Source organism: Prodigiosinella aquatilis, from assembly GCA_030388725.1.
GTDB lineage: Bacteria > Pseudomonadota > Gammaproteobacteria > Enterobacterales > Enterobacteriaceae > Prodigiosinella > Prodigiosinella aquatilis.
Map to the genome: position 1 here is coordinate 1,714,339 of CP128857.1, position 24,286 is coordinate 1,738,624.

Here is a 24,286-nt window from a genome sequence, read left to right on the forward strand (position 1 = left end):
AATTAATTTTTCCTCATGAATTTCTGATAAATAGATAGAGACTGATACTGTTCCAGCTTGAACGCAACTTCACTCATTTCGCCTTTGGATATATATCCCAATCGCTCACATATTTTCCGCATGGAAATGTTTTTGGTATTAAATAGTGCTAAGACAGTGTGAAGGCCTGCCAGAGCGGCGTATTCGCTAACATGCTGGCACAGTGCAGTTCCGACAGATTTCCGGTGTGCTGTAGGGTGGACGTAGCAGGTTAATTCTGACAGGTCAGCATAGGCTTTTCTACGCGAAAACGGATACAACCCTGAAAACCCTATTACTCTGCCTTCTTCAATCGCAACGGATAGATAAAAAAAATACTCTGAACGTTCAAGAAACTCAGTAAAATATTCCGGATTTTTTATTTCCGTGTCGAATGTAGCATCTGTATGCAAAACAGCATGATTATAAATTTCACATATCGTGGGCAGATCTTCCGGTATTGCTTGTCTGATTATCATTGAGCACCCCTGATAAAGCTGATGGCGTCTTCATAGGTTGCGCTTTTGAATAAAATGTATCCGGTGCGATTGACAACATTCTTGGGACTATTTTCAGAAATTTTGATATATCTCTGTGCAATATCCTCTTGTAGGTTTGTTATTTTTCCGGGTACTACGACATCCTCACCAAACAGGAAACGGACACCGACAAAACAATCAGGATCCTGACGCGCACTTTGCGTTTCATGTAAGTTTCCTGCATCTTCCGAACGGGATAGAAGGTAGAACTCCTCAAGCGAACGGCCATGCTTTAACTCAACCAAGTTGGAAATCAGATCTCCGGCTATTCTGGAGGCTACTTCAATGAGATAAAGCTTTCCATTTTCATTCTGACGGAATTCCACATGTAGAACCGCGCTTGTCACCTGCATTGCGCCAATGACTTCATTGACCAGCTTTTCACACCCATTCGGATAATATTCAGGAGAAAGGGAGATATGTCCAATTTCATCAAAATAGGGTTCATCAGAAAGAAGTTTTCGCGTGATATAAAAGTCAATGCAAACGCCTTTATGGACCATGACTTCTGCACTGTATTCTGTTCCCTCTATATACTGTTCCAGAAGAGCCGTTCCTTCAAACCGTATACCGGTTGCTTTTGATAGCTTATGGGAAATAATAGCGTCAACTGCATCTGATAATTCACTTTCATGTTCGATTTTTTTTACAAAAAAACTCGCTGCTCCATCAACCGGCTTTATGATGAGGGGGAATTTTAATCCTCCGAGTAGGGATTGAATATTTTCCTTAGTAGAAACTATACCATACTGTTTTGGTTGCGATATAATGCCTCTCGAAAGCCAGTCGCGCATAACCTTCTTATTGCGGAAGCGGTTAATGTCGCCCTGATTAAAGGATAAACTCAAGCTTGCGCAAATTTTTTCTGTCAGGGGAACTGCCAGTTCTCCTCCGGGAACTACAGAAAATATACGATTTTTCAGCGTGTATATATTTTCCATAATTGCATCAAGACACTCGACTCCGAGCCCATCTGTGACAATATAGTTTCCTTCTTTCAGTAAAGGCGAGTCCGGTATATGCTCTTTATGAAAAAGGTATATAGGGGTTTTATTTAACTTTATTGCAGCGCTATAGAACTGTTTTACGCTGTAGTTGCTGATTGCACCTATAATAAGTACTTTATCTTTCATTTAAGGCTTCCTTCCAGTTTAAGTATACAAAAAATAAATATTGACACTCCAGAAACAATAAACAATAATAAACCTTTATTACCTGCGTGATAAAGCAATCCGGCAATGGGTGCTGACAGGGCTGCACTTACACTTACGCTCAGAAGCGTAACGTCTTTTAATACCATTTCTCTGTGTTCAGATTTAAATGCAGAAACAAAAGAGATGACATACGGGAGGAAAAGTATTTCAGATATGGCCATTAAGACTGAGGAGCTTAAAATCCTGTATAGCTCTCCCTCATAACCCATGAAAGGGACGACGGAGGCAAGTGCGAATAAGGTTGCAGACAGTACAACTTTTTTATCATGTACTCCCAATTTTTCAGTAAGGAATAAAACTGGAAAGGAGAATATGACGATTGCCAGAGAGTTGACCGTGAAATACACAGCAATGAAGTTCTGAGCAGCCTCAATCTTATCCGGTCGAACCTGAGTAATTCTCAGAGGGATATAAGAAAAGATAAATGCGAAAATGATGGAATTCATTAGTACGATAAGATAGAGAGGCCAATACCTGTGGAATCGACTGACTGTATTCTCAGGCAAAGGTTTTCCCAAAACAGCTACGGATTTCAGCGACGCTTTACGGGTGAAAAGAAGTGGCGCAAGTACTGCAGAACAAAGAGCAAGAAAGACTGCTGTCTTTACCAGACCCAATATCCCCCATTTTTGCAGTATGCCTGCCGCCGCAAGCGGAACGGAACAGGAAACAACGTTCGACACTACATTCGCTGTTGAAAGTGCACGTTTAATACCAGCTTCATTATTGGTCTGCATATGTATCTGGCGGTTAAAATCGCTGAAATTAACCAGTGAAATCCTCATTAACCCCACGCCAACCATAAGCATCCATGGCAGGCTGCTGCTCATTCCCGACAGCACTGCTACGGATCCAGTCACGATCAGCACCATGATCAATGTTAGCATTCTCGATGATTGGGAAAACACGGGGCGCAGATACAACGTCAGTGCGGCAACGGCATTACAGACCCCTAATCCAATGGTCATTTCGCTGACAGTGAGGCCAGTAGATGGCGCAATATCTGATAGCAGATAGGGCATAATCAGGAAACTGGCTGCAAGGAAAAACGTAAGAATTATGATACAATTAGTGCTACTCCGGCTCATTCACTGCTTCCCTTCTTATCTTTTGAATAAATTATTATTCATTTTTATCGATTTTTTATTCAAAATAGCGAGATTTCAATGAATTTTCATTCCCTTGTTTGTAATTAACCGTAAAAAATCGTAATTATTTTTATTTATCTCATTATTTTTTTTAATGTTTAATTTTCAGGTATGTGAAACATTTTTTCAAATGTCACTTTGTAAAACTCACAGAGTTTCGTGCAAAAGAAATCTCTTCCAACAATATCTGATAATGAGCAGGTACTCTGCTTCGCGGAGTGGGCACTAGCGGGGTTCTGGAAGTCAGGAATTGTGAGAAGATAGCTCAGATAAATGTACAGAGATATCCTGCTGCAAAATGGCATCTGAATCGATCACTGTTTGGCATCTGAATCGATCACTGTTTGGCATTCGAATCGATCATGATTTGGCATGCATCTCCGATCGCGGTTTGGCATCACAATCGATCACGATTTGGCACGCATCCGATCACTGATTGGCATCCTGTCGCTCACTCCGGGAATTAACTCTTTCCATCACAGTCTCCATTGCTGTTTTAAGCCAATGGAGATATCGATGTCCAAAAAGAGAAAAGCCAGGAGTTCCATGGAAACCTGTTTTAAGATCCTTCAGCTTAAGTTCGACCAGAAGCTGACCAACCGTTGCATCGCACTGACACTGAAAATCAGTGCATCAACAGTTTTTGAGGTGCTCTCCCGCTTTAAAGCCACGTCTCTCCCATGGCCCCTCCCTGAAGCAATATCCCATGATGCCCTTGAAAAGCGCATCTTCCCGGCCAAAAGTGCCTCTGCATCAGAACTGGTGATGCCTGACCTGCTTCACTTCGATACTGAGATGAGAAAGCCTGGCGTAACGCGACAGCTGCTGTGGATGGAGTACAAGGCTCAGGCCGGTGAGCTGGCGATGGGGTACTCCCACTTCTGCCGTTGCTACCGGGAGTGGAAAAAAACGCGCCGCCTCTCTATGCGCCAGGAGCACCGCGCCGGCGAAAAACTCTTTATCGACTTCTGTGGCCCGACGCTCCCCGTCATCAACCCGGATACCGGAGAAATACGCCGGGTGGCCATCTTCGTGGCCGTGATGGGGGCATCCAACTACACCTACGTTGAGGCGTGTGAAGGCCAGGACATGATGTCCTGGCTGAACGCCAACAGCCGCTGCCTGACCTTCCTGGGCGGCGTGCCGAAGCTGCTTATCCCCGATAACCTCAAAAGCGCGGTGAAAAAGGCCGATCGCTATGAGCCTGTCATCAATGACAGCTATCAGGCGCTGGCAGAGCACTACGGCACCGTTATTATCCCGACCCGCCCCTATAAGCCGAAAGACAAACCGAAAGCAGAAAACGGCGTCCTCATCGTCGAAAGATGGCTGCTTGCCCGCATCCGCAATGAAACCTTCTACACGCTCAGGGCGCTGAATACCCGCCTGCGGGAGTTGCTGACGGACATGAATAACCGGCCAATGAAAGGGTACGGCAACCAGACCCGCGCAGAGCGCTTCCGCATACTGGATGCGCCGGCACTCTCACCGCTGCCTCTGGCGACGTATGAATACACGGAGTACAAAGCGGTGAAGGTCGGCCCTGACTACCACGTTGAATATGCCCGCCACTGGTACTCGGTTCCGCACGAACTGGTCGGTCAGCGCCTGTCGCTGAAAGCAGGTCAGACGGTGGTTCAGCTCTGGCACAAGGGGCAGTGCGTGGCGCAGCATCCGCGCAGTTCGCATGAGTATAAGCACACTACCAATCCGCTGCATATGCCGGCTCAACACCGGGGGCACGGAACCTGGACACCGGAACGACTGCTCGAGATGGGATGCAGCATCGGCCCGTTCACCGGCAGGGTGGTTGACGCCATGCTGAAAGCAAAGGCTCATCCGGAGCTGGCCTACCGCGCGGTACTCGGTCTGATCGCGCTGCAGAAAAAATACGGAAAAGAGCGGCTGGAAAAAGCCAGTTGCGTCGCCTGGCACTATAACGCACCGGACAGACGCTTTATCGACAACCTGCTGCGTCACCATCGTGAGCACCAGGAGCTGCCGTTATCCCGTCAGAGCGAGCAGCACACCGTGACCTCACCTGAGCATGAAAACCTGCGCGGCCCGGGCTACTACCACTAACTGACAACCAGAGGAACCGACTGTATGAGCGATAACCTGTTAAACAAACTGACCCAACTGAAGCTCCCGGCGATGGCCGGTGGGCTGATACGCCAGCGAGAAACGCCCCAGACTTACGAGGAGCTGTCGTTCGAGGAGCGGCTGACCCTGCTGGCCGATGATGAGTTGCTGAACAGAGAAAACGGTCGTGTTGCGCGGCTGAGAAAAAGCGCCAACCTGAAGTACCAGGCAGCCCCGGAGGGGCTGCATTACCCGGTCTCACGGGGTCTGCGGGCCGAGCAGATGCGGGAACTGCTGAACGGTCACTACATCACCCACAAGAAAAGCCTGTTGATCACCGGTCCGACGGGGTGTGGAAAAAGTTGGATAGCCAATGCGCTGGGTGAGCAGGCATGCCGACAGAAACACAGCGTGCAGTACTGGCGTACGGGACGGCTACTGGAGATGCTGGCGCAGGGTCGCGTTGACGGCAGCTGGCTGAAGCACCTGAAACAGCTGCAAAAAACGCAGGTGCTCATCCTGGACGATCTGGGTCTGGAGCCACTGAGCAACGCGCAATGTAACGACCTGTTGGAGATAATCGAAGACCGCTACGGACAAAGCAGTACCATCGTGGTGAGCCAGTTCCCAGTAGACAAGTGGCACGGTCTGATGGAGAACCCGACAACGGCAGATGCGATCCTGGACAGGCTGGTGCATAACGCGCACAGACTGGCACTCCAGGGTGAGTCAATGAGGAAAAATAAACCGGGAGTGGAAAGCGACGAAAAAACAGGTTAAAAAGCAGTAGGAAAAGTTAAGTTCCCGGCTGATCGAATGGATGAGAATCGCTGATCGAACTTCGATGCCAATCCGTGATCGAATAGAGCGGAATACGCAATCCTGCTTCAAGCGGGGTGCCAGGAACTGTAAAATAACGGTGGAGGGGAACGGAATTCATAAATAAAAGTATGGCAGAATCGTACATATTTACCGGTGATTGTTAGTTATGGTGGCGATGGTCAAAGAAACTGGCATACCTCTCATGGCCAGCGTTGCTCGCATGGTGGAAAAGCGCCTTTACAGCATCCTGACAGCAATGAAAAACGGGGTATCGAACGGTAATGTGGAGTCTCTGAGCAGTAAAATCCGCCTGCTTAGAATAAAATCACGTGGCTTCAGGAATAAAGAACGGTACAAACTGGGCGTGTTGTTCCACTATGGAAAGCTGGATATGAGGTATTGAAAGAGCGGAATAAGCAACCAAAACCAGGCCGCTTATTAATTTACTCAAAGTGGATGAATAACTTCTACTTCATGCTGAAAAACATAGGGGTCTGACAATAAGCAAAATTTATCATCGTCGAGGTAGGTGACAGCTACGTGGTAGTCGTCACCCGCGAAAGCTTTAACCGCCTCAATATATTCCCAATATGTTGCAAGGAAAAAATGTTCCCAGCTCCCTTGGGTAACTCTTTTTACAAAAGCACCTTTGTTACTCTCGATCTCCTGAGAATGCCTCACACCAGTTAAATCAAGATGTGCAGCGAAATCCTCAGTGTGTTCAAGCGGTACACATCCATGCCATGTCCTTACGATCATTGTTCTTCTCCAGCGAAAGTTGGACTAATAGGGGATGCGGATGTTTTCTTGGACGGTTTTATTGCGCGATGCCGAGTTGTCGACGGTACATTTCCGGGCTGAGTGCTCCCAGCGACAACTTGATGCGATGTTCGTTATACCATCGTATATAGGCATCAACATGCTGCATAAAGTGCTCAGGTGTCACGCCTGACCACTCATGACCATAGTACATTTCCGTTTTCAGGCGACCAAAGAACCCTTCACAAGCCGCATTATCCGGTGAACAGCCTTTACGGGACATCGAACGGATAAGACTGGCAGCATTCACACGCTTAAGCCAGCCTGGCCAGCGGTAATACCCGCCTCGATCGCTATGGATTATTGGTCGTTCGCCTGCGGTTAATGTGCTGATTGCACCATCCAGCATGGTATTCGCCAGTTCTGCATCCGGGCGTGTACCCAACGACCAGCTCACAACTTTACCATCGAAGCAGTCGATTACAGGTGACAACCATACTTTGCCTGACGGCAACTGAAACTCCGTGATATCTGTCAGCCATTTTTGATTAGGCTGTTCCGCGTTAAAGTCTCTGGCGAGAAGATTGTCAGGTGCCGGGCCGATTTCTCCGCCGTATGAGCTGTAGCGGCGCCGACGGTTTCGACTGACCACAAGCTGTTCTTCCACCATAAGTCTGCGTACAACCTTCTCAGAGAGTCGCTGGCCTTTGTGCCGTAGCATAGCGTGCAGACGGCGATAGCCATAACAACGATAGTTACCGTTGAAGATCTCTGTTATTGCGATACGTACGGTCGCGTATTTATCTCCCGAGCGCAGAGCTGTCCGGTGGTAAAAAAACTGCTCCGTGCAAGTTCAAGGACTCGCAGCAGCTCTGTCAACGGGTACGAGCCTCTCAGGACATCAGCGATCTGCGTCTTTTCCCTGTTTGTCAGAGTGCTGACGCTGATGCCCGGGTCTTTTTTTATGATTTCCTCCGCTTTTTTCAGGATATCGAGCTCCATCTGCTGTCGACGTATCTCCTGATTAAGTCGGTTAACTTCTTCGCGCAGAGTGTCGAGCTCTTCCGTAAGAGACGGCTTTTCATGTTTGCGCATGGACTGGTAAGCCTCATCGCCGATGATTTCATCTTTCCATTTGTACAATACCGTGCGACTGATGCCAACGTTCATGGCGATTTCTCTGGCAGGTACATGCCGTGTACAAAGCGCCATGACAGCCTGACGTTTCACCTCAGGTTCAAAAGGTGCATTTTGATTGATCGTACTGGTGAAAATAAGCCGTCTGCCGGGATGACGTTCATTAACCCAGCGAGCCAATACATCACAGCAGGGATAACCAAGAGTCCTGCTGGTAAACGCCAGGCAGCAGCCATGGTTAAGATAATGTTCAACAGCAGCCTGCTTTTGCACATCAGAGTAACGAGGCTTACGGAGTATGGATTTTGTAGCACCGTCACTCGCTTCCCATAAACGGATCCAGCGTCGTAGATTTCTTTTAGAGGGGTAACCCAGTTCACGAACTACAGGAGCCAGTTTTCTGCCGTATTTAAAGTAAAGTTCAATTGCGCGGAGCCGTTCTGCTTCGGTAAACATTATTTATCACCTGAGAGTCCAGGAAATCGTCCGCACCCCCATTACAGTCTTATATCATTGGCGCTAACACAGGTAAATCTCAAACGATTGCGAACGTAATTGCTTCTGCAGTAGCTGACGGCAAAACGGTCTTATTCGTCGCAGAAAAAATGGCTGCACTTGAGGTGGTGAAACGTCGTCTCGACCATGCAGGTGTTGGCGACGCATGTTTAGAGTTGCATAGTAATAAAGCGAACAAAAGGGTTTTCCTGGAGGAATTAAAGAGGGTCTGGGAGCTAGGATCCCCAAGGGGTGAATTTCCAGATACACTGGTTGAAAACTTAACGGATGCTCGAGATAAACTTAACGAGCATTCCGCAAGGTTGCACAAGATATATTATCCTTCCACTTTCTCTCCCTATCAGGTAATGGGGCATCTTGTCCGGTTACGCCAGTTAGGCCAAGCTCCGACTGATTTCAGTCTCGGAAATTTTGAACAATGGAATGTCAATGATCTTGAGAAACGCATTGATCTCGTAAAAGAGATTGTTGATCGCATCCGAGATATTGGTTTGCCTGATCAGCATCCGTGGAATGGTGTTGGTCTTGAGCAGATCTTACCTATGGATGTAGAAAAACTAATCCCACGTCTGCAAGAACTTAAAGAAGATGTTGTACGCCTTACAAACGATGTCGCAAGCCTGTCTGGTGAACTTGCTGTGACTCCTATGCCGGAGACGTTCTTATCCATTGGGAAATTAGTTCAGGTTTCTGAATGCATCAATAAAGCCCCTGACTTATCAGTGAAAGCTCTTACCTCAGCTGTTTGGCATGGCAACACTCTTGCGATTAAAAGTCTTATTGCGTTGGGCAAGCAGTATCAGCAAACCCGCTTGAATCTTGAGCCAGATATAGTAGCTGAAGAAATCGAAACTCCAGTTAGCGAACTGGAAGATGCACTGGCAAAACTTCCTCAGGATTTTCATGTTAACGGTTTTTCCGCTGCTCGTTCTCTGTCAAAACCCTTAGCTAAGTTATACCTTGATGCAGCCCGCTTACATGAAGAACTAGGTACTCAGGAAGGGTACAGCACTGTTCAAGAAATAGAACGTCTTATCGCACTGGGCGAAAGAATTGCAGCAGCACCTAACGCCAGTCCTGACGCCTTTATTGCCTCAGTCTGGGACCATGGTGTTGAGAAAGCAGCTGAATTGGTTGAGTCGATTGCCTCTTTCAGAATCGCTAACGAATCTCTTAAGCCCAAAATCAATGAGGTTGCCTGGAGTACAGATGTTCTGGAGGCCAGGAATCTTCTTGCGAGCCATACTGGCCTTTTCCGCTACCTGAATGGAAACTGGAGAAAAGCGAAAGCACTCGTTGGTTCTTTACTGCGAGATCGGTCTCTACCTGTTGACCAGCAGGTGCTGTTGCTGGACGAGCTAATTAGAGCGCAAGGCGAGAGGAAAAAAATTCAGGAAGGTAATGATTTTGGTCATTCTGCCTTCGGTAGCGATTGGCGCGGTGAAAAAAGTGACAGCTCTTCTTTAATGGCATTAGTTGAATGGATGAGAACGCTCCGTGGTGTAGGGGCTGAAGCTCGGCTATTAGCCAGCCGACTTGTTGACCGAGAGGGTGTGAAACTCCGTGCGCAACAATTGAACCAGCTACTGCAACAGGTTCGGGCCCAATTGGATATACTCTGGAGTGCATTTGGTCTATCACCTGAAGAGCACTTTACTAACCAGATATCTGTCACCCGTGTTTCATTAATGTTCATTGAACAAAAAATTCAACATCTTATAAAACTCGATGAACAATGCACCCGTGTAATGGTGAAACCGCCTGCACGTATAGATGAACGTTGCCAGTTAGTCACCCGAATGATTGAGTTACAGAAACTCATTGCGGAACTACGTGCGGAAACCCCTCTTGCTGAGAGTGCTTTTGACGGGCAGTGGAAAGAGTTGTTATCTGACTGGGAATACCTGAGTCAGGCCTGTTGTTGGTTAGAAAATAATAGTGCATTACGTTTCGTTGCTGCAAAACTTACAAACAGAGCCAAAACTGCCCAAATTGTACGAGAAACTTACCAGTTCAGCCAAAAGATAGTCAATGAACTGGAACAAATAGCGAAGGAATTAAAAGGGCCTATCAAAAACCTTTTCGGATCGACATTTGATGAATTAAAAATATCGGTTGCGTGCGAGAAACTTCAAACATGGGTTGCGAGTGCAGAACAGCTATCTAAGTGGGTTGCGTATCAGCATCGTATTGCTCAGGCTCAAAAATATGGATTATCTGAAGTTGTAAAAAAACTCGCCAGTGGAGAGATTTCGGTAGATTCTTCGATCTCTGCCGTAGAGCGTACCTATTTTGAGTCGTTACTTAAAATCATGGTTCTCGAAGAACCTGAACTGGTTCGTTTTGATGGCGAACTTCACTCTCGGCAGGTTACAGGATTTGCAGAGCTTGACCTTAAACGTATCAAAGCCGCTAGCCTTGAGGTTGTACGTGCCCACCATAGACAAATCCCATCCAAGAGCGGTGGAGTCGGTCCTGTAGGTGTTCTGCGTTCGGAAATGGTGAAGAAGAGAGGTCATTTGCCGATACGTCAGTTAATGCTGAAGGCTGGCGTTGCTATTCAGGCATTAAAACCAGTAATGATGATGAGTCCGTTATCCGTCGCCCAATTCCTCATTCCCGGTAAACAAAAGTTCGACCTTTTGGTCATGGATGAAGCGAGCCAGATACAACCAGTTGATGCGATTGGTGCAATTACCCGTTGCAAGCAGGTTGTAGTTGTTGGGGATGAACGCCAACTCCCGCCTACGCGATTCTTCGCTAAAATGACAGAGTCTGCTGCTAATGATGACGATGATGAAATATCTCAGGTTGCTGATATCGAGAGTGTTCTTGGTTTATTTATCGCTAGAGGGTTGCCTCAACGTATGTTGAGATGGCACTATCGCAGCCGCCATCAATCATTGATTGCTGTCTCCAATAGTCAGTTCTATGAAAATAAACTCTTTATCGTACCGAGCCCTTACACTCAGGAAGCTGGTATGGGTCTGCAATTCCATCACATCCCTGATGGTGTGTTTGAGTCAGGTGGCAAGGGAACTAATACGGTAGAAGCGAAAGTTGTTGCTAAAGCAATCATGGAACATGCACGTAAATATCCTGAACAGTCGCTTGGTGTTGCAACATTCTCTGTTTCCCAACGCAAGGTTATTCAGGATGAACTTGAACTATTGCGTCGCCTGAACCCCTATTTAGAAGATTTTTTCAATGCGCATCCTAGTGAGCCTTTCTTTGTTAAAAACCTTGAGAACGTACAGGGTGATGAACGTGATGTCATCATGATATCTGTCGGCTATGCTAGGAATGCACAGGGATACATGGCGATGCGTTTCGGTCCCTTGGGGTTTGAGGGGGGCGAACGGAGGTTAAATGTGTTAATCAGCCGAGCCAAACGGCGTTGCGAAGTTTTCGCTTCAATCACAGATAAAGATATCGATCTGGAACGAGCAAAGGGTAAAGGTGTATTTGCTTTTAAACTCTTCCTGCAGTATGCCCGTACCGGGCGGATATCCTTGGCGCAGCGTTCTGAAAGAAAAATGGATAGTGTATTTGAAGAGCAGGTTGCTGACGCGCTTCAGAAAGCCGGTTATCAGGTTCATCCTCAGGTCGGTATCGCTGGATTCTTTATAGACTTAGCTATCGCTGATCCAGATATGCCAGGGCGATACTTGATTGGTATTGAGTGCGATGGATGTGCTTATCACTCATCACGCTCTGCGCGAGAGCGCGATCGCTTGCGTCAGGCTGTACTTGAAGATCATGGGTGGATTATCCATCGTATCTGGAGTACTGATTGGTTCCATCGGCCCGAAGAACAGATGGAGCGCACACTTCAGGCCATAGAATCTGCCAAAAAAGAGCTATCAGAACGAGGTGAACAATTACGACAGAGCGCGCGAGCAGTCCCTGTTGAAATCGTTACTGTCGACAGGGGACCTGTCGTTGAGATTGGACTTGTCGATTCGGATATTCCAAACGAATCTGAGAATGCCTATGTGGAGGCTACTCCGTCCGTTAATATGAGTTACGAATTGCATGAAACTCCTCTGGGTATTCTTAGTGAAATGATTGAACAGATTGTTGAGGTTGAGTCCCCGGTACATGTGAGTGAGGTTATAACCAGATTACGAACTGCCTGGGGATTGCAACGTGCTGGAGCCAGAATCGAGGCCGTTGTTAACAGGGCCATTAATCTAGTATGTAATAAAGATGATATTTTTCAGGATGGTCAATTTTTAATACATCAGAAATCAAAGATTATTTTACGGAATCGACAGAATGTTCAGTCATCGGGACTGCGTAAAACTGAGATGCTGCCTCATCAGGAAATAGCTACGGGAATCATTAAGGTTGTAAAAAATAACCTTGGTGCAACAGAAGAAGAGATAGTTATGTCTATTTCTAGATCTCTTGGATTTAAAGCAACAAGTGGAACCTTACGTAAAGTCATTTCAGAGGTAATTGAACAGCTTCTCTTTAAAGGCGCTCTTATAAAAGAAGATACGTTGATCGTTGAGAATAAAGAAATAATTACAGAATGATTTGGACTATGAGGTGATGATATCACCTCTATTCAGGTGGCCAAATTTAGTGTGCCACTTCAGGTGACCCGTTGCATCAATTACCACCTCAACGTGATTGCCGGAGAGTAGCAAGTCTATGTCGTCACCGATGGCGATTTTATTATTTCTGCAGGCTTCGGCATACTGCTCGTTTGTGCTGAAACTTTCCAGTCCTGTTCGGTGTACCCTCCGACCCTGAGTGCTTCGAAACACTTTGCGAAGTCTGAGCGAATGGTTATTGATACCAGCGACATCCTCACCATTTGCTGTAACTGTACGATCAGATCTGTGTCCATCTGACCGGAGCCCGCTAGCATAACACCTACAGGTTTTAATCCTTCAGCACGCTCTTTTAACGAATTAAGGATGCGGTTGCATATGATTTGTTCTGCGAAATTTAAATGTTCTCTATACATAATCTTCTTTCATGAAGATTTTATGAAAGCCCTGATACATGCAGGATTTTCAATAAATAATTCCATACAATATAAGCATCTTAATAAAGGAGATTACTGATGTTTCGCAGGATGGAAAAATTGCCTGACTTTAAAAAGACCGCATTAATTCTTGCATGTTGTGGGCCAGGTGACACGCTGATTTATATATTGCTGCCTATGTTTCATAGTTTTTTCGAGGTTTCTTTGGCAGAAGCAGGCATACTTCTTTCCGCCAATAGGATTATAAGGATATTCGGTTACAGTTATGTAGTTAAAATTTACAATCGATGTGGTGACAGATTTATTTGCCAGCTATCCTCTGTTGGAACTTTATTTTGCTGTCTTGGTTATATGTATTTAAAGGGTTTTGCATTGTTATTTATCGTCCGCATATTATGGGGGCTGTCATTTGCCGGTTTGAACCTGTCTACTCAGGCCACAGCAACATCAGACCAGCATAATCGTAGTAAAGTTGCGGGTTCATCCCGTTCGATTATTTCATCCGGCCAAATGTTTCTTCTCCCTGTTTGTTCCGTTATCGTCTGGCTTTATGGTATTCAACAAGCATACCTTTTCCTCACCATCATTTCTATGATTGCTGTAGCTATGTCTTTTTATGTCAAAACTACAAAATATGAAGGATTTGCTAAGAAAAAATCCGTATCGCTGCCTTCGGCAATTTCTTTCTGGTCATTCGCTGAAGGTGTGGTTATAGATGGTCTATTCATCTTCAGTCTGGCCGCTGTTTTCAGTTATACCGATCATGCAGATGCTGTCATCATTGCCTGTTTGATAATGGCGTCCCGCTATGCTTTTGAGTTTTTTTTCAGTCCAGTAGGCGGGTATTTAGCATTCCGGTTTGGTGCAAAAAAAATACTCATCGGATTCTCTGTTACGACCTGTTTTTTTCTGACTCTCTACGGTTTTGAATGGATATATATAGCACCGATTGCCATTCTTATTTTGCGCGCAATACAACTTCCATTAGTTCCTGTTGTTGTGGCCGACGAAAGTTCAGAGGATCGTCGCGTTTCGGATTTGGCTGGCAATGCAATATGGCGAGATATTGGTGCGGGTATCGGACCACTAATTGCGGGTTTTTCTTCACAGCACATCTCTCAATCAGCACTTCTTTTTTTCGCTGCTTTGTTTCTGATGATGGCAACTATCATCCTTATGTTTATTAAAGCTTCCCCTCGTTGCACATAAAATAAAAGGTGGGGGAGGCTTCCCCATCATTATACTTCAATACTTACATTATAGCGTCGAAGCCAGTTATTCATTGATATAACCATCTCCATGCTCCCTCTGTTATAAGGAAGGCTGAGATCTGATTCTTTTCGCTGGCTGTTTTTTAACATGCGTTCAATATTAATATAAGGGTAAATGGGGCTGTTACGATCCCTCAGAATTTGCTTAATTTCATTTCTCAGCGAAGCCTCGTAAGCGCCATCCTGTGTTGCAGGATAGGGGTTTTTAACCCTGTCATTAATTGATGCAGGAAGCCACTGTCGGGTGGCATCCCTCAGAAGTCCCTTCTCCTGTGGCCGTGTATTCTTCATTCCCCAGGGGATGTTATAAACATATTCCACCAGATGGTGGTCGCAGAAAGGGACCCGTACTTCAACACCGGCAGCCATACTCATGCGATCGTTACGGTCAAGCAGGGTCTGAAGAAAGCGCGTAATATTCAGATAACTGATACGCCGCATTCTTTTATCTTCTTCAGACTCGCCCTCCAGATAGGATATTTCATTTACAGCTTCTTCATAATTGGCTTTACGATATTCTTCAATGCGGAGTTGACGCAGTAATCCCTCGTCGAGCAACCCTGCACCACCAAAATAACGTGACGATCCGGGGGTTAACCAGGGGAACGTCTCTACGGTCACGGCTGCGGGATTATGAAACCACCGATATCCTCCAAAGATTTCATCGGCACCTTCTCCAGACAGTGCCACACTGGATTTTTCTTTTATACGCCGGAAGAGTAAATACATAGATGGCCACATGTCTCCCCAGTAAGCTGGCGGTGAGTCTACAGCTTCCAGAACTCTGTTTCTTACGGGCCCGTCTGCCATTTCCTCAGTACTAAGCAAAACAGATTCATGGGCTGTATCTGCGAACATGGCCAGCTCGCGTGCATACATTTCATCTGGAGAAGAGCGGACTGCATCGGCCCTGAAGTCAGATAAATTGCTGGTAAAATCCATGGAGAAAGTCATCAGCTTATGGTTCAGATGTTTGTTCGCCTGTACCGCAATAATGGATGAATCGAGTCCCCCTGACAGCAGAGCACTCAGGGGGACATCTGAAACAAGGTGAGAGCGAATCGATTGATCAAGAAGCCAGGTGACTTTTTCTCGGGTTTGTTCTGGAGTATCCAGATGGGGGGCGGTACTTAGCGACCAGTACTTTTTTGTGTGAACGCCATGGATGTTGAACTTCATAATTTCACCGGGACGCAATTCCTTCATTCCCCTGTAGGCTGTTTTCCCCGGCGTTTTCACCATATCCAGTATTTCGCGCAGCTCATCACAGCCAATAACCCGCTCACAATACGGGTTTTTGAGAAGGGCTTTAGGTTCAGATCCGAAGATTAGCCCTTTTTCTTTGAGATAATAATAAAGAGGCTTGATGCCAAGACGGTCTCTGCCAAGTATCAGTTCATTATTACGGATGTCCCAGATTGCAACGGCAAACATGCCCTGCAGTAGCGGAAACATATCATCCCGATAGCGATGGTACATGGCAAGCAATACCTCACTGTCAGTTCGTGTACGAAAAGAGTATCCCTCTCGCTCCATTTCTGTGCGCAAAGTTTTAAAATTATAAATTTCTCCACAAAACACCATCGCGAAAACAGGTCTGCCATTCTCATGGAAAAACATGGGTTGTTGCCCATGTTCCAGATCAAGTATTGATAGCCGCCGGTGCCCGAAAGCAATGTTTTTCTCGAACCATGTTCCACGGTCATCCGGACCACGTGATGAAAGGGAATCGGTCATGCCATCAATAATTGTTCTATGAGCCTGTAAATCGAGACTAAAGTCGGACCATCCGGTAATTCCGCACATGGATTACCCCTGTATTTTGCTGATGTAAACATGATGAATAGCTTCAAAGAGACTGGTTATGGTGCTATAGCCCATCAGCTCGTCAAACGAAAGATGCACGCCATATTTTTTGTCAACTAAAATGGCGAAGTTAAACAGCGCAAGGGAATCGAAGCCCAATTCTTCAAGACTTTTGTCAGCTTCACTCACTGTTAACTCGGCCTGGACGCTATCATCCTGGTCACCCGTTTCTGCAAGAAGTGCTACAATATCAGCGAGTTCTGGAGTCTTCATTGGAGATCCTTTTTATTGGCCACAGTGAGGGTAAATTCAGACACTTTTCTGTTCTGTTGCATCATGCTGACTGAAAACACAATGTCCGTTGGATGTTCCACCTTCCGGCCAGCCAGCTTTACGGGTACGTCAAACTCGGCAACGGACAGGTATTCAGAGACACAGCCTGTGATCATAAAATCATCAGTGCTGTTAAACTGGGTTTCTGTCAGCATGAAAAAAATAAACTGCCTGCTCGCTTCCAGTTGAACCATTGCGTAGATGTGATCAATTGCGTGATCGAAGAAACCTGGATGACGCGCATCCGCCTCCATCTCAGCGATAAAACCGCCGCCTTCAGCGCGTGCGCGACGTATCAGTATATTGCGCCTGTCCTGCCGTTTTACCCGTCCGCTAAGGACATCACTAACTTCAGGAGTGGGCAACATGTTATCAGCAGGCAGCCCTCTGTCCATTCGCATAATATCCCTGTATTTCAGCCAGACAGGCTTTTCAATCCAGGTCTGTTTGATATGTATGGTGGCAATCTCAGTGCTGCTGGCAACATCGTAAAGATTAAATACCCAGCTTAATCCAGAATAGCCGCTACCCCGTTTTCGTTTATCCATCACAGTGCATTTCACATCGAGTTCAACCGGGTTCTTCACCGGTGAATTCGATGAATAGAGCATCAAAGAACTCTTACTGAGGTGAGCGCTCAGCTTCTGAAATAAGAACTGAAATGAAGGAGTGCTTACAGGTACGGAATAGAAACGATGGGCCGTGACAAAGCATGCCTGCCGGCAGATTTCAACGAGACACTGAATATCGGGCTCGTCATTTTGAAGATAATTTTCGCAATAGAGTACATGAGTTCGAGGCAAAATAGCTCCGAGATGAAATTCATCTTCCCCGGTCTGAATACAATCAGTAAGCAGAATTTGTTCCGGAGACCATTTGTGAACCAGTTTACGAGGTAAAGGCTGCTCATAAGAAAGGGAATTTCGCATAATCCGTCCCTGATTAATGTCTCAAGTTTTGTATAAAGCGATCCCTGAACTCAATCAGCGTTTTGTCAGGTCTCATCAGCGTATCTGGCTTTTCGGCGATCCTGATAATTAAGAGCTCAGGAACCTGATTGATATCGGTGGTAAAGACTGTGTCGAGATCCTCAAGTGTTGTAATTTCGGCTGTACGTGCGTATCCAAAACATGAGGCCAGCCCAGACAGAGAAAGTGCTGAAGCACAGTGCCTTATTCCTCCCACCGAGGCATGGATACCATTATCCAGGACAATGTGTTTTAAATTATGAGGCGATAAATTACCAATTGTGGCAGCCGCACCAAGGTGCATAAGAAAACTACCATCCCCCTCAATACACCAAACTGTTCTGCCCGGAAGCGCAAGCGAAATACCTAGAGCAAGCGATGAGGTATGGCCCATCGCTCCCACATTCATAAAAATTCCGTCTGTACTTTTATTTTCCTTGCGGCATAAATCAAGTATTTCACGTGAAATAAATCCAGTGGAACTAACAATAATGTCATTTTCCGGCAGGTGTTTCAGGATCTTCTCCAGCACCTCGCCCCGGTAAGGCCGTGCACTTTTCCCACTCACCTCCGGAACAGGCAATGGTTCCAATCCCTCCCGGGGGATCAGGATGGCGGTGATTGAATTATGTTCACGACAATGTGTTAGAGCAGCGGTAATGACTTCCCCAATAGAGTCACCCCCTTCAAGGACCATAGTCTTAATATCCATGATTTCTAACATGGTGGGTGTTGCTCTGCCCTGAGGAAGATGCTGGGGTTCATCCCTGCCATTATGCCCCCGCCAGCCAATAATCAGAAGCATTGGGATGCGGTACACATCATCATGGGATAAAGACATAAGGGGGTTAATTGCATTACCGAGGCCTGAATTTTGCATATATACAACAGATATTTCACCCGTAGCCAGCCACTTCCCTGCTGCCATAGCAATGGCGTTTCCTTCATTTGCAGCGACGATATGCTGTACTCGCTCGTCTTGATGAGCCTGTTCAATGGCTTCAATAAATCCGGCCAATACACTATCAGGTACACCTGTATAAAAAATACATCCTGATTGAGACAGCACCTGAAATAATGTGGATCCTTTTACTTTCATTTTGTTAATCTTCCATGATTAAGCCGAATATTTTTTCTCGGCAGCGTCTATTTCGGCCATATTCACCAGTGAAAACACCTCATCAAGGCTTGCTATGCTGTGTTCAATCGCGTTAATAGACTTTTCCCTGTATATTAGACGAGTTGTTTCACGCATGGAGGTAATCGCTGAGCGGAGATTATGATTCGCCCATATGACCGTTGAAACACCAATTTCCTCGAAAAGACTGACAGGAGTATCGAAGTATTTTGTTGGGACGATCACAATAGGGCAGCGATTATCCCATTCCTTCATAAAAGCAGAGATTTCATCTGCCGTGCTTTTCTTTGAATGTACAAGAATAGCGTCTGCACCGGCTGCCTGGTAAGCCTCTGCGCGTTTGAGTGTCTCAGCCATGCCGAGACCTGAAATGAGTGCCTCTGTTCTGGCAACAATGCAGAAGTTGTTGTCATCGCGCGTATCAACGGCTGCTTTTATTTTTCCTGTGAAATCAGGAATAGAAGTTAGTTCCTGATTTTCACCAAGGAACGAATTAGTTTTTGGAAATTGCTTATCTTCAATACATACTCCGCCTATTTTTCTTTGCCCGAGTTTCTTTACAAAACGACGGACATTATTAAAGTCCCCATGACCTGTATCACCATCAACTAGGATCGGGATATTGATACCATCCGCCATATACTCAAGAACATCGACTACCTGCGTCCACGAAACTTCATTGCGATCTCTGAGGCCAAGTGAAGTTGAAATAGACAGTCCAGAAGCTCACACGGCTTTGAAACCTTCTTCCTCTACAATTTTTGCGGACAGACCATTATGAGCTTCCATAATGAATGAGAGCTCTTTGCTGAAAAGTAACTCTTTTAGTTTTGAGGCATTGCTTAACGGCGAACCGGATCCTGTTTCATGAACTGTCCTTTGTGGGAAACTGAATTTTTCACTCATGTAAATACGCCCTTTATTATTAAAGGATATTAATGTTATCTCTTTTTGTTTCCTTTTTATGACGAAATTATATTTGTTGTATTTAACTTAAGTGACAATCTTCAAGAATCGCCTGCATGCGCTGAACAGCTCATGTCACCCATCTGTAAAACTTCTGATATGACACTTTTTGTTTCAATTGATATTCGCTCTTAGAGCCTGATTTGTTTCGATTTGAGCTAGAAATCGCTGTGGCCACGAGAAGGTGGAAAAGGCAGACAATCCCATTGAAGGCGAGGCATTTAAACGATTAATTTAGTTGATATGGACTGGACAATTGAAATGTTGTCCGCGGATAAATATTGATTCGTTAATTTATCACCTAAGTTCATTGATGACAGGCTCATAGCGATCGGCCTTTTTCACCGCGCTTTTGAGGTGTCAACGCCAAGATTTATGGCCGTTTTGGGGGTGCGGACGATTTCCTGGACTCTCAGGAGATAAATAATGTTTACCGAAGCAGAACGGCTCCGCGCAATTGAACTTTACTTTAAATACGGCAGAAAACTGGCTCCTGTAGTTCGTGAACTGGGTTACCCCTCTAAAAGAAATCTACGACGCTGGATCCGTTTATGGGAAGCGAGTGACGGTGCTACAAAATCCATACTCCGTAAGCCTCGTTACTCTGATGTGCAAAAGCAGGCTGCTGTTGAACATTATCTTAACCATGGCTGCTGCCTGGCGTTTACCAGCAGGACTCTTGGTTATCCCTGCTGTGATGTATTGGCTCGCTGGGTTAATGAACGTCATCCCGGCAGACGGCTTATTTTCACCAGTACGATCAATCAAAATGCACCTTTTGAACCTGAGGTGAAACGTCAGGCTGTCATGGCGCTTTGTACACGGCATGTACCTGCCAGAGAAATCGCCATGAACGTTGGCATCAGTCGCACGGTATTGTACAAATGGAAAGATGAAATCATCGGCGATGAGGCTTACCAGTCCATGCGCAAACATGAAAAGCCGTCTCTTACGGAAGAGCGCGACACTCTGCGCGAAGAAGTTAACCGACTTAATCAGGAGATACGTCGACAGCAGATGGAGCTCGATATCCTGAAAAAAGCGGAGGAAATCATAAAAAAAGACCCGGGCATCAGCGTCAGCACTCTGACAAACAGGGAAAAGACGCAGATCGCTGATGTCCTGAGAGGCTCGTACCCGTTGACAGAGCTGCTGCGAGTCCTTGAACTTGCACGGAGCAGTTTTTTTTACCACCGGACAGCTCTGCGCTCGGGAGATAAATACGCGACCGTACGTATCGCAATAACAGAGATCTTCAACGGTAACTATCGTTGTTATGGCTATCGCCGTCTGCACGCTATGCTACGGCACAAAGGCCAGCGACTCTCTGAGAAGGTTGTACGCAGACTTATGGTGGAAGAACAGCTTGTGGTCAGTCGAAACCGTCGGCGCCGCTACAGCTCATACTGCGGAGAAATCGGCCCGGCACCTGACAATCTTCTCGCCAGAGACTTTAACGCGGAACAGCCTAATCAAAAATGGCTGACAGATATCACGGAGTTCCAGCTGCCGTCAGGCAAAGTATGGTTGTCACCTGTAATCGACTGCTTCGATGGTAAAGTTGTGAGCTGGTCGTTGGGTACACGCCCGGATGCAGAACTGGCGAATACCATGCTGGATGGTGCAATCAGCACATTAACCGCAGGCGAACGACCAATAATCCATAGCGATCGAGGCGGGCATTACCGCTGGCCAGGCTGGCTTAAGCGTGTGAATGCTGCCAGTCTTATCCGTTCGATGTCCCGTAAAGGCTGTTCACCGGATAATGCGGCCTGTGAAGGATTCTTTGGTCGCCTGAAAACGGAAATGTACTATGGTCATGAGTGGTCAGGCGTGACACCTGAGCACTTTATGCAGCATGTTGATGCCTATATACGATGGTATAACGAACATCGCATCAAGTTGTCGCTGGGAGCACTCAGCCCGGAAATGTACCGTCGACAACTCGGCATCGCGCAATAAAACCGTCCAAGAAAACATCCGCACCCCCTCGGCGGTCATTCTCTCATGGCTTTGCAGTTGATGCAGAGGATCAGGAACTGCGGTTTTGATTGCTCATTAAACAAGATTTTTGAACACCCGCGATTGGCTAATTTTGCTTTGCAAATCGCACAGTCTCCATTGGGACCGCATACGAGGGCTATCCCGGTGCGTCTTGGGGGAACCGAACCACCCATCTTTTTTGTTCCCTCAGGATTAGGTGATTATTCGTATGTTATTTCTCTGGCGCAATATCTCCGAGTAAGCTGCCCAATCTACGTGCTGCCGTGGTCGGCTATTGGTGAACCTTCTCCCCTCACGCTGGAAACTATGGCTGAGAGAATGCTTCCCGTCATCCAGACAATTCAGCCCAACGGCCCCTATAGAATCGCCGGGTATTCTTCAGGCGGGATACTCGCTTATGCCCTCGCCCATTCGCTTATGGATAAAGACGCCTACGTTGAGTTTTTAGGTTTCATTGATGTACCCGCGCCCAATAAGTTAACGTACAAAAATCAAAACATTAAACTGGATTTTATTGCACATGCGAAAGCAATGGCTTCCGAAGCTGAGCACCATAAATTAGATATTTTAATTAGGGATATTGATGATACCGAATTTGAAGAACTGATAAAAAAAGCGCAGGGTCTAGGGGGCTATGATTCTAATGCAGACCTCTTGCTGGACACCGCCAAATGGAGATCAATTTATCGCTTTGCACAACTTGCGGGTGGCTATAAGCCAATGCGATTGCCAATTCAGATCCCGCTCTATCAGTTTTACGCGGCCGATCGCGAGAACGTTAATCTGCCGCCGATTGATATGGTCGGTGGGTGGAAAGATGCATTACCTGATTTGAATATTCATTCTGTTTCCATTCTCGGTGGACATCTATCGATGATGACTGACATCGACCATCGTAAGCAGCTGGCTGAGGCATTCAATCGCGCACTCTTAAAACTCAATGGTGATTGAGAGTGAGCATTGCGCGCGCCGTTCACTTACTCATAAGGGGCGCCGGTGCAAAATTCGCTATTACCCATTTGATATGGTTCGTAAATAGACCCCCCGCTGCCAGCAGCGGGAAATATATCCAGAAATGGATTCAAATAACATAATGTTATAGTGGTAAATTGCTTTTCAAAAGAAGACCATAGGTAAAATTTAGGCGTTGCTCAAAATGATGCCATAAATCAACATATCAGCGGAATGTGACCCGGCGCCGGAATACAAATTGGAGATATCATGGCTAATTCCTATCGCGAAATGCTGACAACCCCTGGAGTGATGGGATTGGTGTTCGCGAGTTTTATTGTGCGCCTGCCACAGGCGATGATCGGCATCGGCATCATTACCATGTTGGCGGAGCAGCGTGGTCTTTATTGGCTGGCGGGCTCGGTCGCAGCCACATTTACGTTAGCAAACGCGCTTATCGGCCCGCACGTGTCGAAATTTGTTGACCGGCACGGCCAGAGCAGAGTTCTTCCGGTTATTACCGCCTTCAGCATTGTCATGCTGCTGGCGCTGCTGATTGCAGCCTATATGAAAGTCGCTGCTCCATTCCTTTTTATTCTTGCTGCACTGGCCGGCACGATGCCGAACATGCCGGCCATGATAAGGGCGCGCTGGACAGAGCTTTTCCGAGGCAAGCCGCAATTGCACACGGCCTTTTCCCTCGATACTGCTCTAACAGAGCTGTCCTATATTGTTGGCCCAGTACTGGCCATTGCCTTGAGCACGAGCGTCTTTGCCGAAGCAGGACCTCTGGCTGCCGTCTTGCTGCTGGTGATTGGCATGACCGCCTTTCTTTTACAACGGCAGACGGAACCGAAGGTGGTCAGCAGCGGCAGGGGGATCGGAAGCTCGACCTTGCGTATCCCCGGTCTTCGTATCATCTTTCTGGCGCTTATGGCGATGGGTGTGATTGGAGGTTCAATCGATGTGGCCGTCGTGGCCTTCGCCAACGCACAACATTGGCCAACGGCCGCCAGTTTCATCCTTGCCGCCTACGCGTTCGGCTCGGTGATCTCTGGCCTGGCTTTCGGTGCGTTCAGGATTACCTTACCGCTTGAGAGGCAGTTCCTTATAGGGATACTGGTCACGGCAGTAACAGCGATATTGCCCATTCTCTCACCGGATGTTTATATCATGACGGGAATGGTCTTTGTGGCAAGCTTATCCTTCGCGCCGACAATGGTCGTCGTCATGAATCTTGGCACCATCATTGTTCCACCGTCCAAGCTCACTGAAGGACTGACATGGATGACGACCGGCATCAGTATTGGCGTTGCGCTCGGCAGCGCACTTTCGGGCCGGATTATCGACGCCTTTGGCGCACGGGCAGGCTTCGGTGTGCCCATCGTCGCGGGGCTCGTCATGGTGATGGTCGTGCTTATCGGTTTTCGTACACTTCGTGCCGCGTCCGAGACGCACGAAGTGCTGACCTTCCGGTAAAATGCATCGTGCGGTGCGCTCTGCCCATGATCTTTTCCCATTAAACAGGTTCACGCACTTTGAGGCGCGGCTTAGTTCCGGTGTTACGCTCTTCGCTCATGACTGAACGAGGTCCTCCTATGGGCGGTTTGGTGCC

18 protein-coding genes and 1 pseudogene are annotated in these 24,286 nt (G+C 46.7%); 8 read left to right on the plus strand and 11 right to left on the minus strand.

Annotation, left to right across the window (positions count from 1 at the left end):
* Nucleotides 1-2 precede the first annotated feature (2 nt).
* The 3 genes from PCO85_07970 to PCO85_07980 are packed head-to-tail and all read right to left on the minus strand — an operon-like array spanning nt 3 to nt 2,859.
* Entirely contained in the window at nt 3-497 is a 495-nt protein-coding gene (locus PCO85_07970) for an N-acetyltransferase family protein (GenBank protein WJV55325.1), read from the minus strand.
* A complete protein-coding gene (locus PCO85_07975; protein ID WJV55326.1) occupies nt 494-1,690 on the minus strand; it encodes an ATP-grasp domain-containing protein in 1,197 nt (398 codons plus the stop codon). Before PCO85_07975 ends, PCO85_07970 begins: the two co-directional genes overlap by 4 nt.
* Complete coding sequence (locus tag PCO85_07980) at nt 1,687-2,859, minus strand: hypothetical protein (GenBank protein WJV55327.1); 1,173 nt, start codon at nt 2,857-2,859, stop codon at nt 1,687-1,689. The genes PCO85_07975 and PCO85_07980 overlap by 4 nt, the downstream gene beginning before the upstream one ends.
* A 606-nt stretch (nt 2,860-3,465) precedes the next feature.
* Here PCO85_07980 and istA point away from each other — a divergent pair.
* The 3 genes and pseudogenes from istA to PCO85_07995 all read left to right on the plus strand — a co-directional run bounded on the left by istA (nt 3,466) and on the right by PCO85_07995 (nt 6,226).
* A complete protein-coding gene (gene istA, locus PCO85_07985) occupies nt 3,466-5,001 on the plus strand; it encodes an IS21 family transposase (GenBank protein WJV55328.1) in 1,536 nt (511 codons plus the stop codon).
* Nucleotides 5,002-5,025: 24 nt separating this feature from the next.
* Nucleotides 5,026-5,781: an IS21-like element helper ATPase IstB gene (gene istB, locus PCO85_07990; GenBank protein WJV55329.1), complete on the plus strand. Its 756-nt coding sequence runs from the start codon at nt 5,026-5,028 to the stop codon at nt 5,779-5,781.
* A 211-nt stretch (nt 5,782-5,992) separates the two neighbouring features.
* Nucleotides 5,993-6,226: pseudogene (locus PCO85_07995) on the plus strand (transposase).
* Between the two features lie 44 nt (nt 6,227-6,270).
* Here the strand turns inward: PCO85_07995 and PCO85_08000 are convergent.
* Together PCO85_08000 and PCO85_08005 are read right to left on the minus strand one after the other, a co-directional pair.
* Nucleotides 6,271-6,582, minus strand: a complete 312-nt coding sequence (locus PCO85_08000) for a hypothetical protein (protein ID WJV55330.1) — start codon at nt 6,580-6,582, stop codon at nt 6,271-6,273.
* Between the two features lie 58 nt (nt 6,583-6,640).
* Nucleotides 6,641-8,175 (minus strand): IS3 family transposase gene (locus PCO85_08005; GenBank protein WJV55331.1). Its coding sequence is split into 2 segments (ribosomal slippage): nt 6,641-7,419 and nt 7,419-8,175, totalling 1,536 coding nucleotides; the frame shifts between segments, so codons are not numbered across the junction.
* A gap of 149 nt (nt 8,176-8,324) precedes the next feature.
* Here PCO85_08005 and PCO85_08010 point away from each other — a divergent pair.
* Both PCO85_08010 and PCO85_08015 read left to right on the plus strand, forming a co-directional pair.
* Entirely contained in the window at nt 8,325-12,776 is a 4,452-nt protein-coding gene (locus tag PCO85_08010) for a DUF3320 domain-containing protein (protein ID WJV55332.1), read from the plus strand.
* Nucleotides 12,777-13,312: 536 nt separating this feature from the next.
* On the plus strand, nt 13,313-14,443 hold the full coding sequence (locus PCO85_08015; GenBank protein WJV55333.1) for an MFS transporter: 1,131 nt from the start codon (nt 13,313-13,315) through the stop codon (nt 14,441-14,443).
* Between the two features lie 29 nt (nt 14,444-14,472).
* On the opposite strand, the gene asnB is transcribed toward PCO85_08015, so the two are convergent.
* From asnB to PCO85_08045, 6 genes are read right to left on the minus strand one after another with little or no spacing between them, the layout of a single operon-like run.
* Nucleotides 14,473-16,311 (minus strand): asparagine synthase (glutamine-hydrolyzing), encoded by a 1,839-nt coding sequence (gene asnB / locus PCO85_08020; GenBank protein ID WJV55334.1) that lies wholly within the window; start codon nt 16,309-16,311, stop codon nt 14,473-14,475.
* Nucleotides 16,312-16,314: 3 nt separating this feature from the next.
* Nucleotides 16,315-16,584 carry an acyl carrier protein gene (locus tag PCO85_08025; GenBank protein ID WJV55335.1) on the minus strand — a complete coding sequence of 90 codons (270 nt, stop codon included), beginning with the start codon at nt 16,582-16,584 and terminating at the stop codon, nt 16,315-16,317.
* Nucleotides 16,581-17,573 (minus strand): AfsA-related hotdog domain-containing protein, encoded by a 993-nt coding sequence (locus PCO85_08030; GenBank protein WJV55336.1) that lies wholly within the window; start codon nt 17,571-17,573, stop codon nt 16,581-16,583. The genes PCO85_08025 and PCO85_08030 overlap by 4 nt, the downstream gene beginning before the upstream one ends.
* Nucleotides 17,574-17,586: 13 nt before the next feature.
* Nucleotides 17,587-18,711 (minus strand): phosphonopyruvate decarboxylase, encoded by a 1,125-nt coding sequence (gene aepY / locus PCO85_08035; protein ID WJV55337.1) that lies wholly within the window; start codon nt 18,709-18,711, stop codon nt 17,587-17,589.
* 18 nt (nt 18,712-18,729) lie between these two features.
* Nucleotides 18,730-19,467, minus strand: coding sequence for an isocitrate lyase/phosphoenolpyruvate mutase family protein (locus PCO85_08040; protein WJV56033.1), 738 nt, complete (start codon nt 19,465-19,467; stop codon nt 18,730-18,732).
* 9 nt (nt 19,468-19,476) lie between these two features.
* Nucleotides 19,477-19,656, minus strand: coding sequence for a hypothetical protein (locus PCO85_08045; protein WJV55338.1), 180 nt, complete (start codon nt 19,654-19,656; stop codon nt 19,477-19,479).
* A 486-nt stretch (nt 19,657-20,142) separates the two neighbouring features.
* On the opposite strand from PCO85_08045, the gene PCO85_08050 reads away from it, so the two are divergent.
* The 3 genes from PCO85_08050 (at nt 20,143) to PCO85_08060 (ending at nt 24,150) form a co-directional block, all read left to right on the plus strand.
* Nucleotides 20,143-21,678 (plus strand): IS3 family transposase, encoded by a 1,536-nt coding sequence (locus PCO85_08050; GenBank protein ID WJV55339.1) that lies wholly within the window; start codon nt 20,143-20,145, stop codon nt 21,676-21,678.
* 45 nt (nt 21,679-21,723) lie between these two features.
* On the plus strand, nt 21,724-22,671 hold the full coding sequence (locus PCO85_08055; protein ID WJV55340.1) for a thioesterase domain-containing protein: 948 nt from the start codon (nt 21,724-21,726) through the stop codon (nt 22,669-22,671).
* Nucleotides 22,672-22,941: 270 nt separating this feature from the next.
* Nucleotides 22,942-24,150: an MFS transporter gene (locus tag PCO85_08060; protein WJV55341.1), complete on the plus strand. Its 1,209-nt coding sequence runs from the start codon at nt 22,942-22,944 to the stop codon at nt 24,148-24,150.
* Nucleotides 24,151-24,286 lie beyond the last annotated feature (136 nt).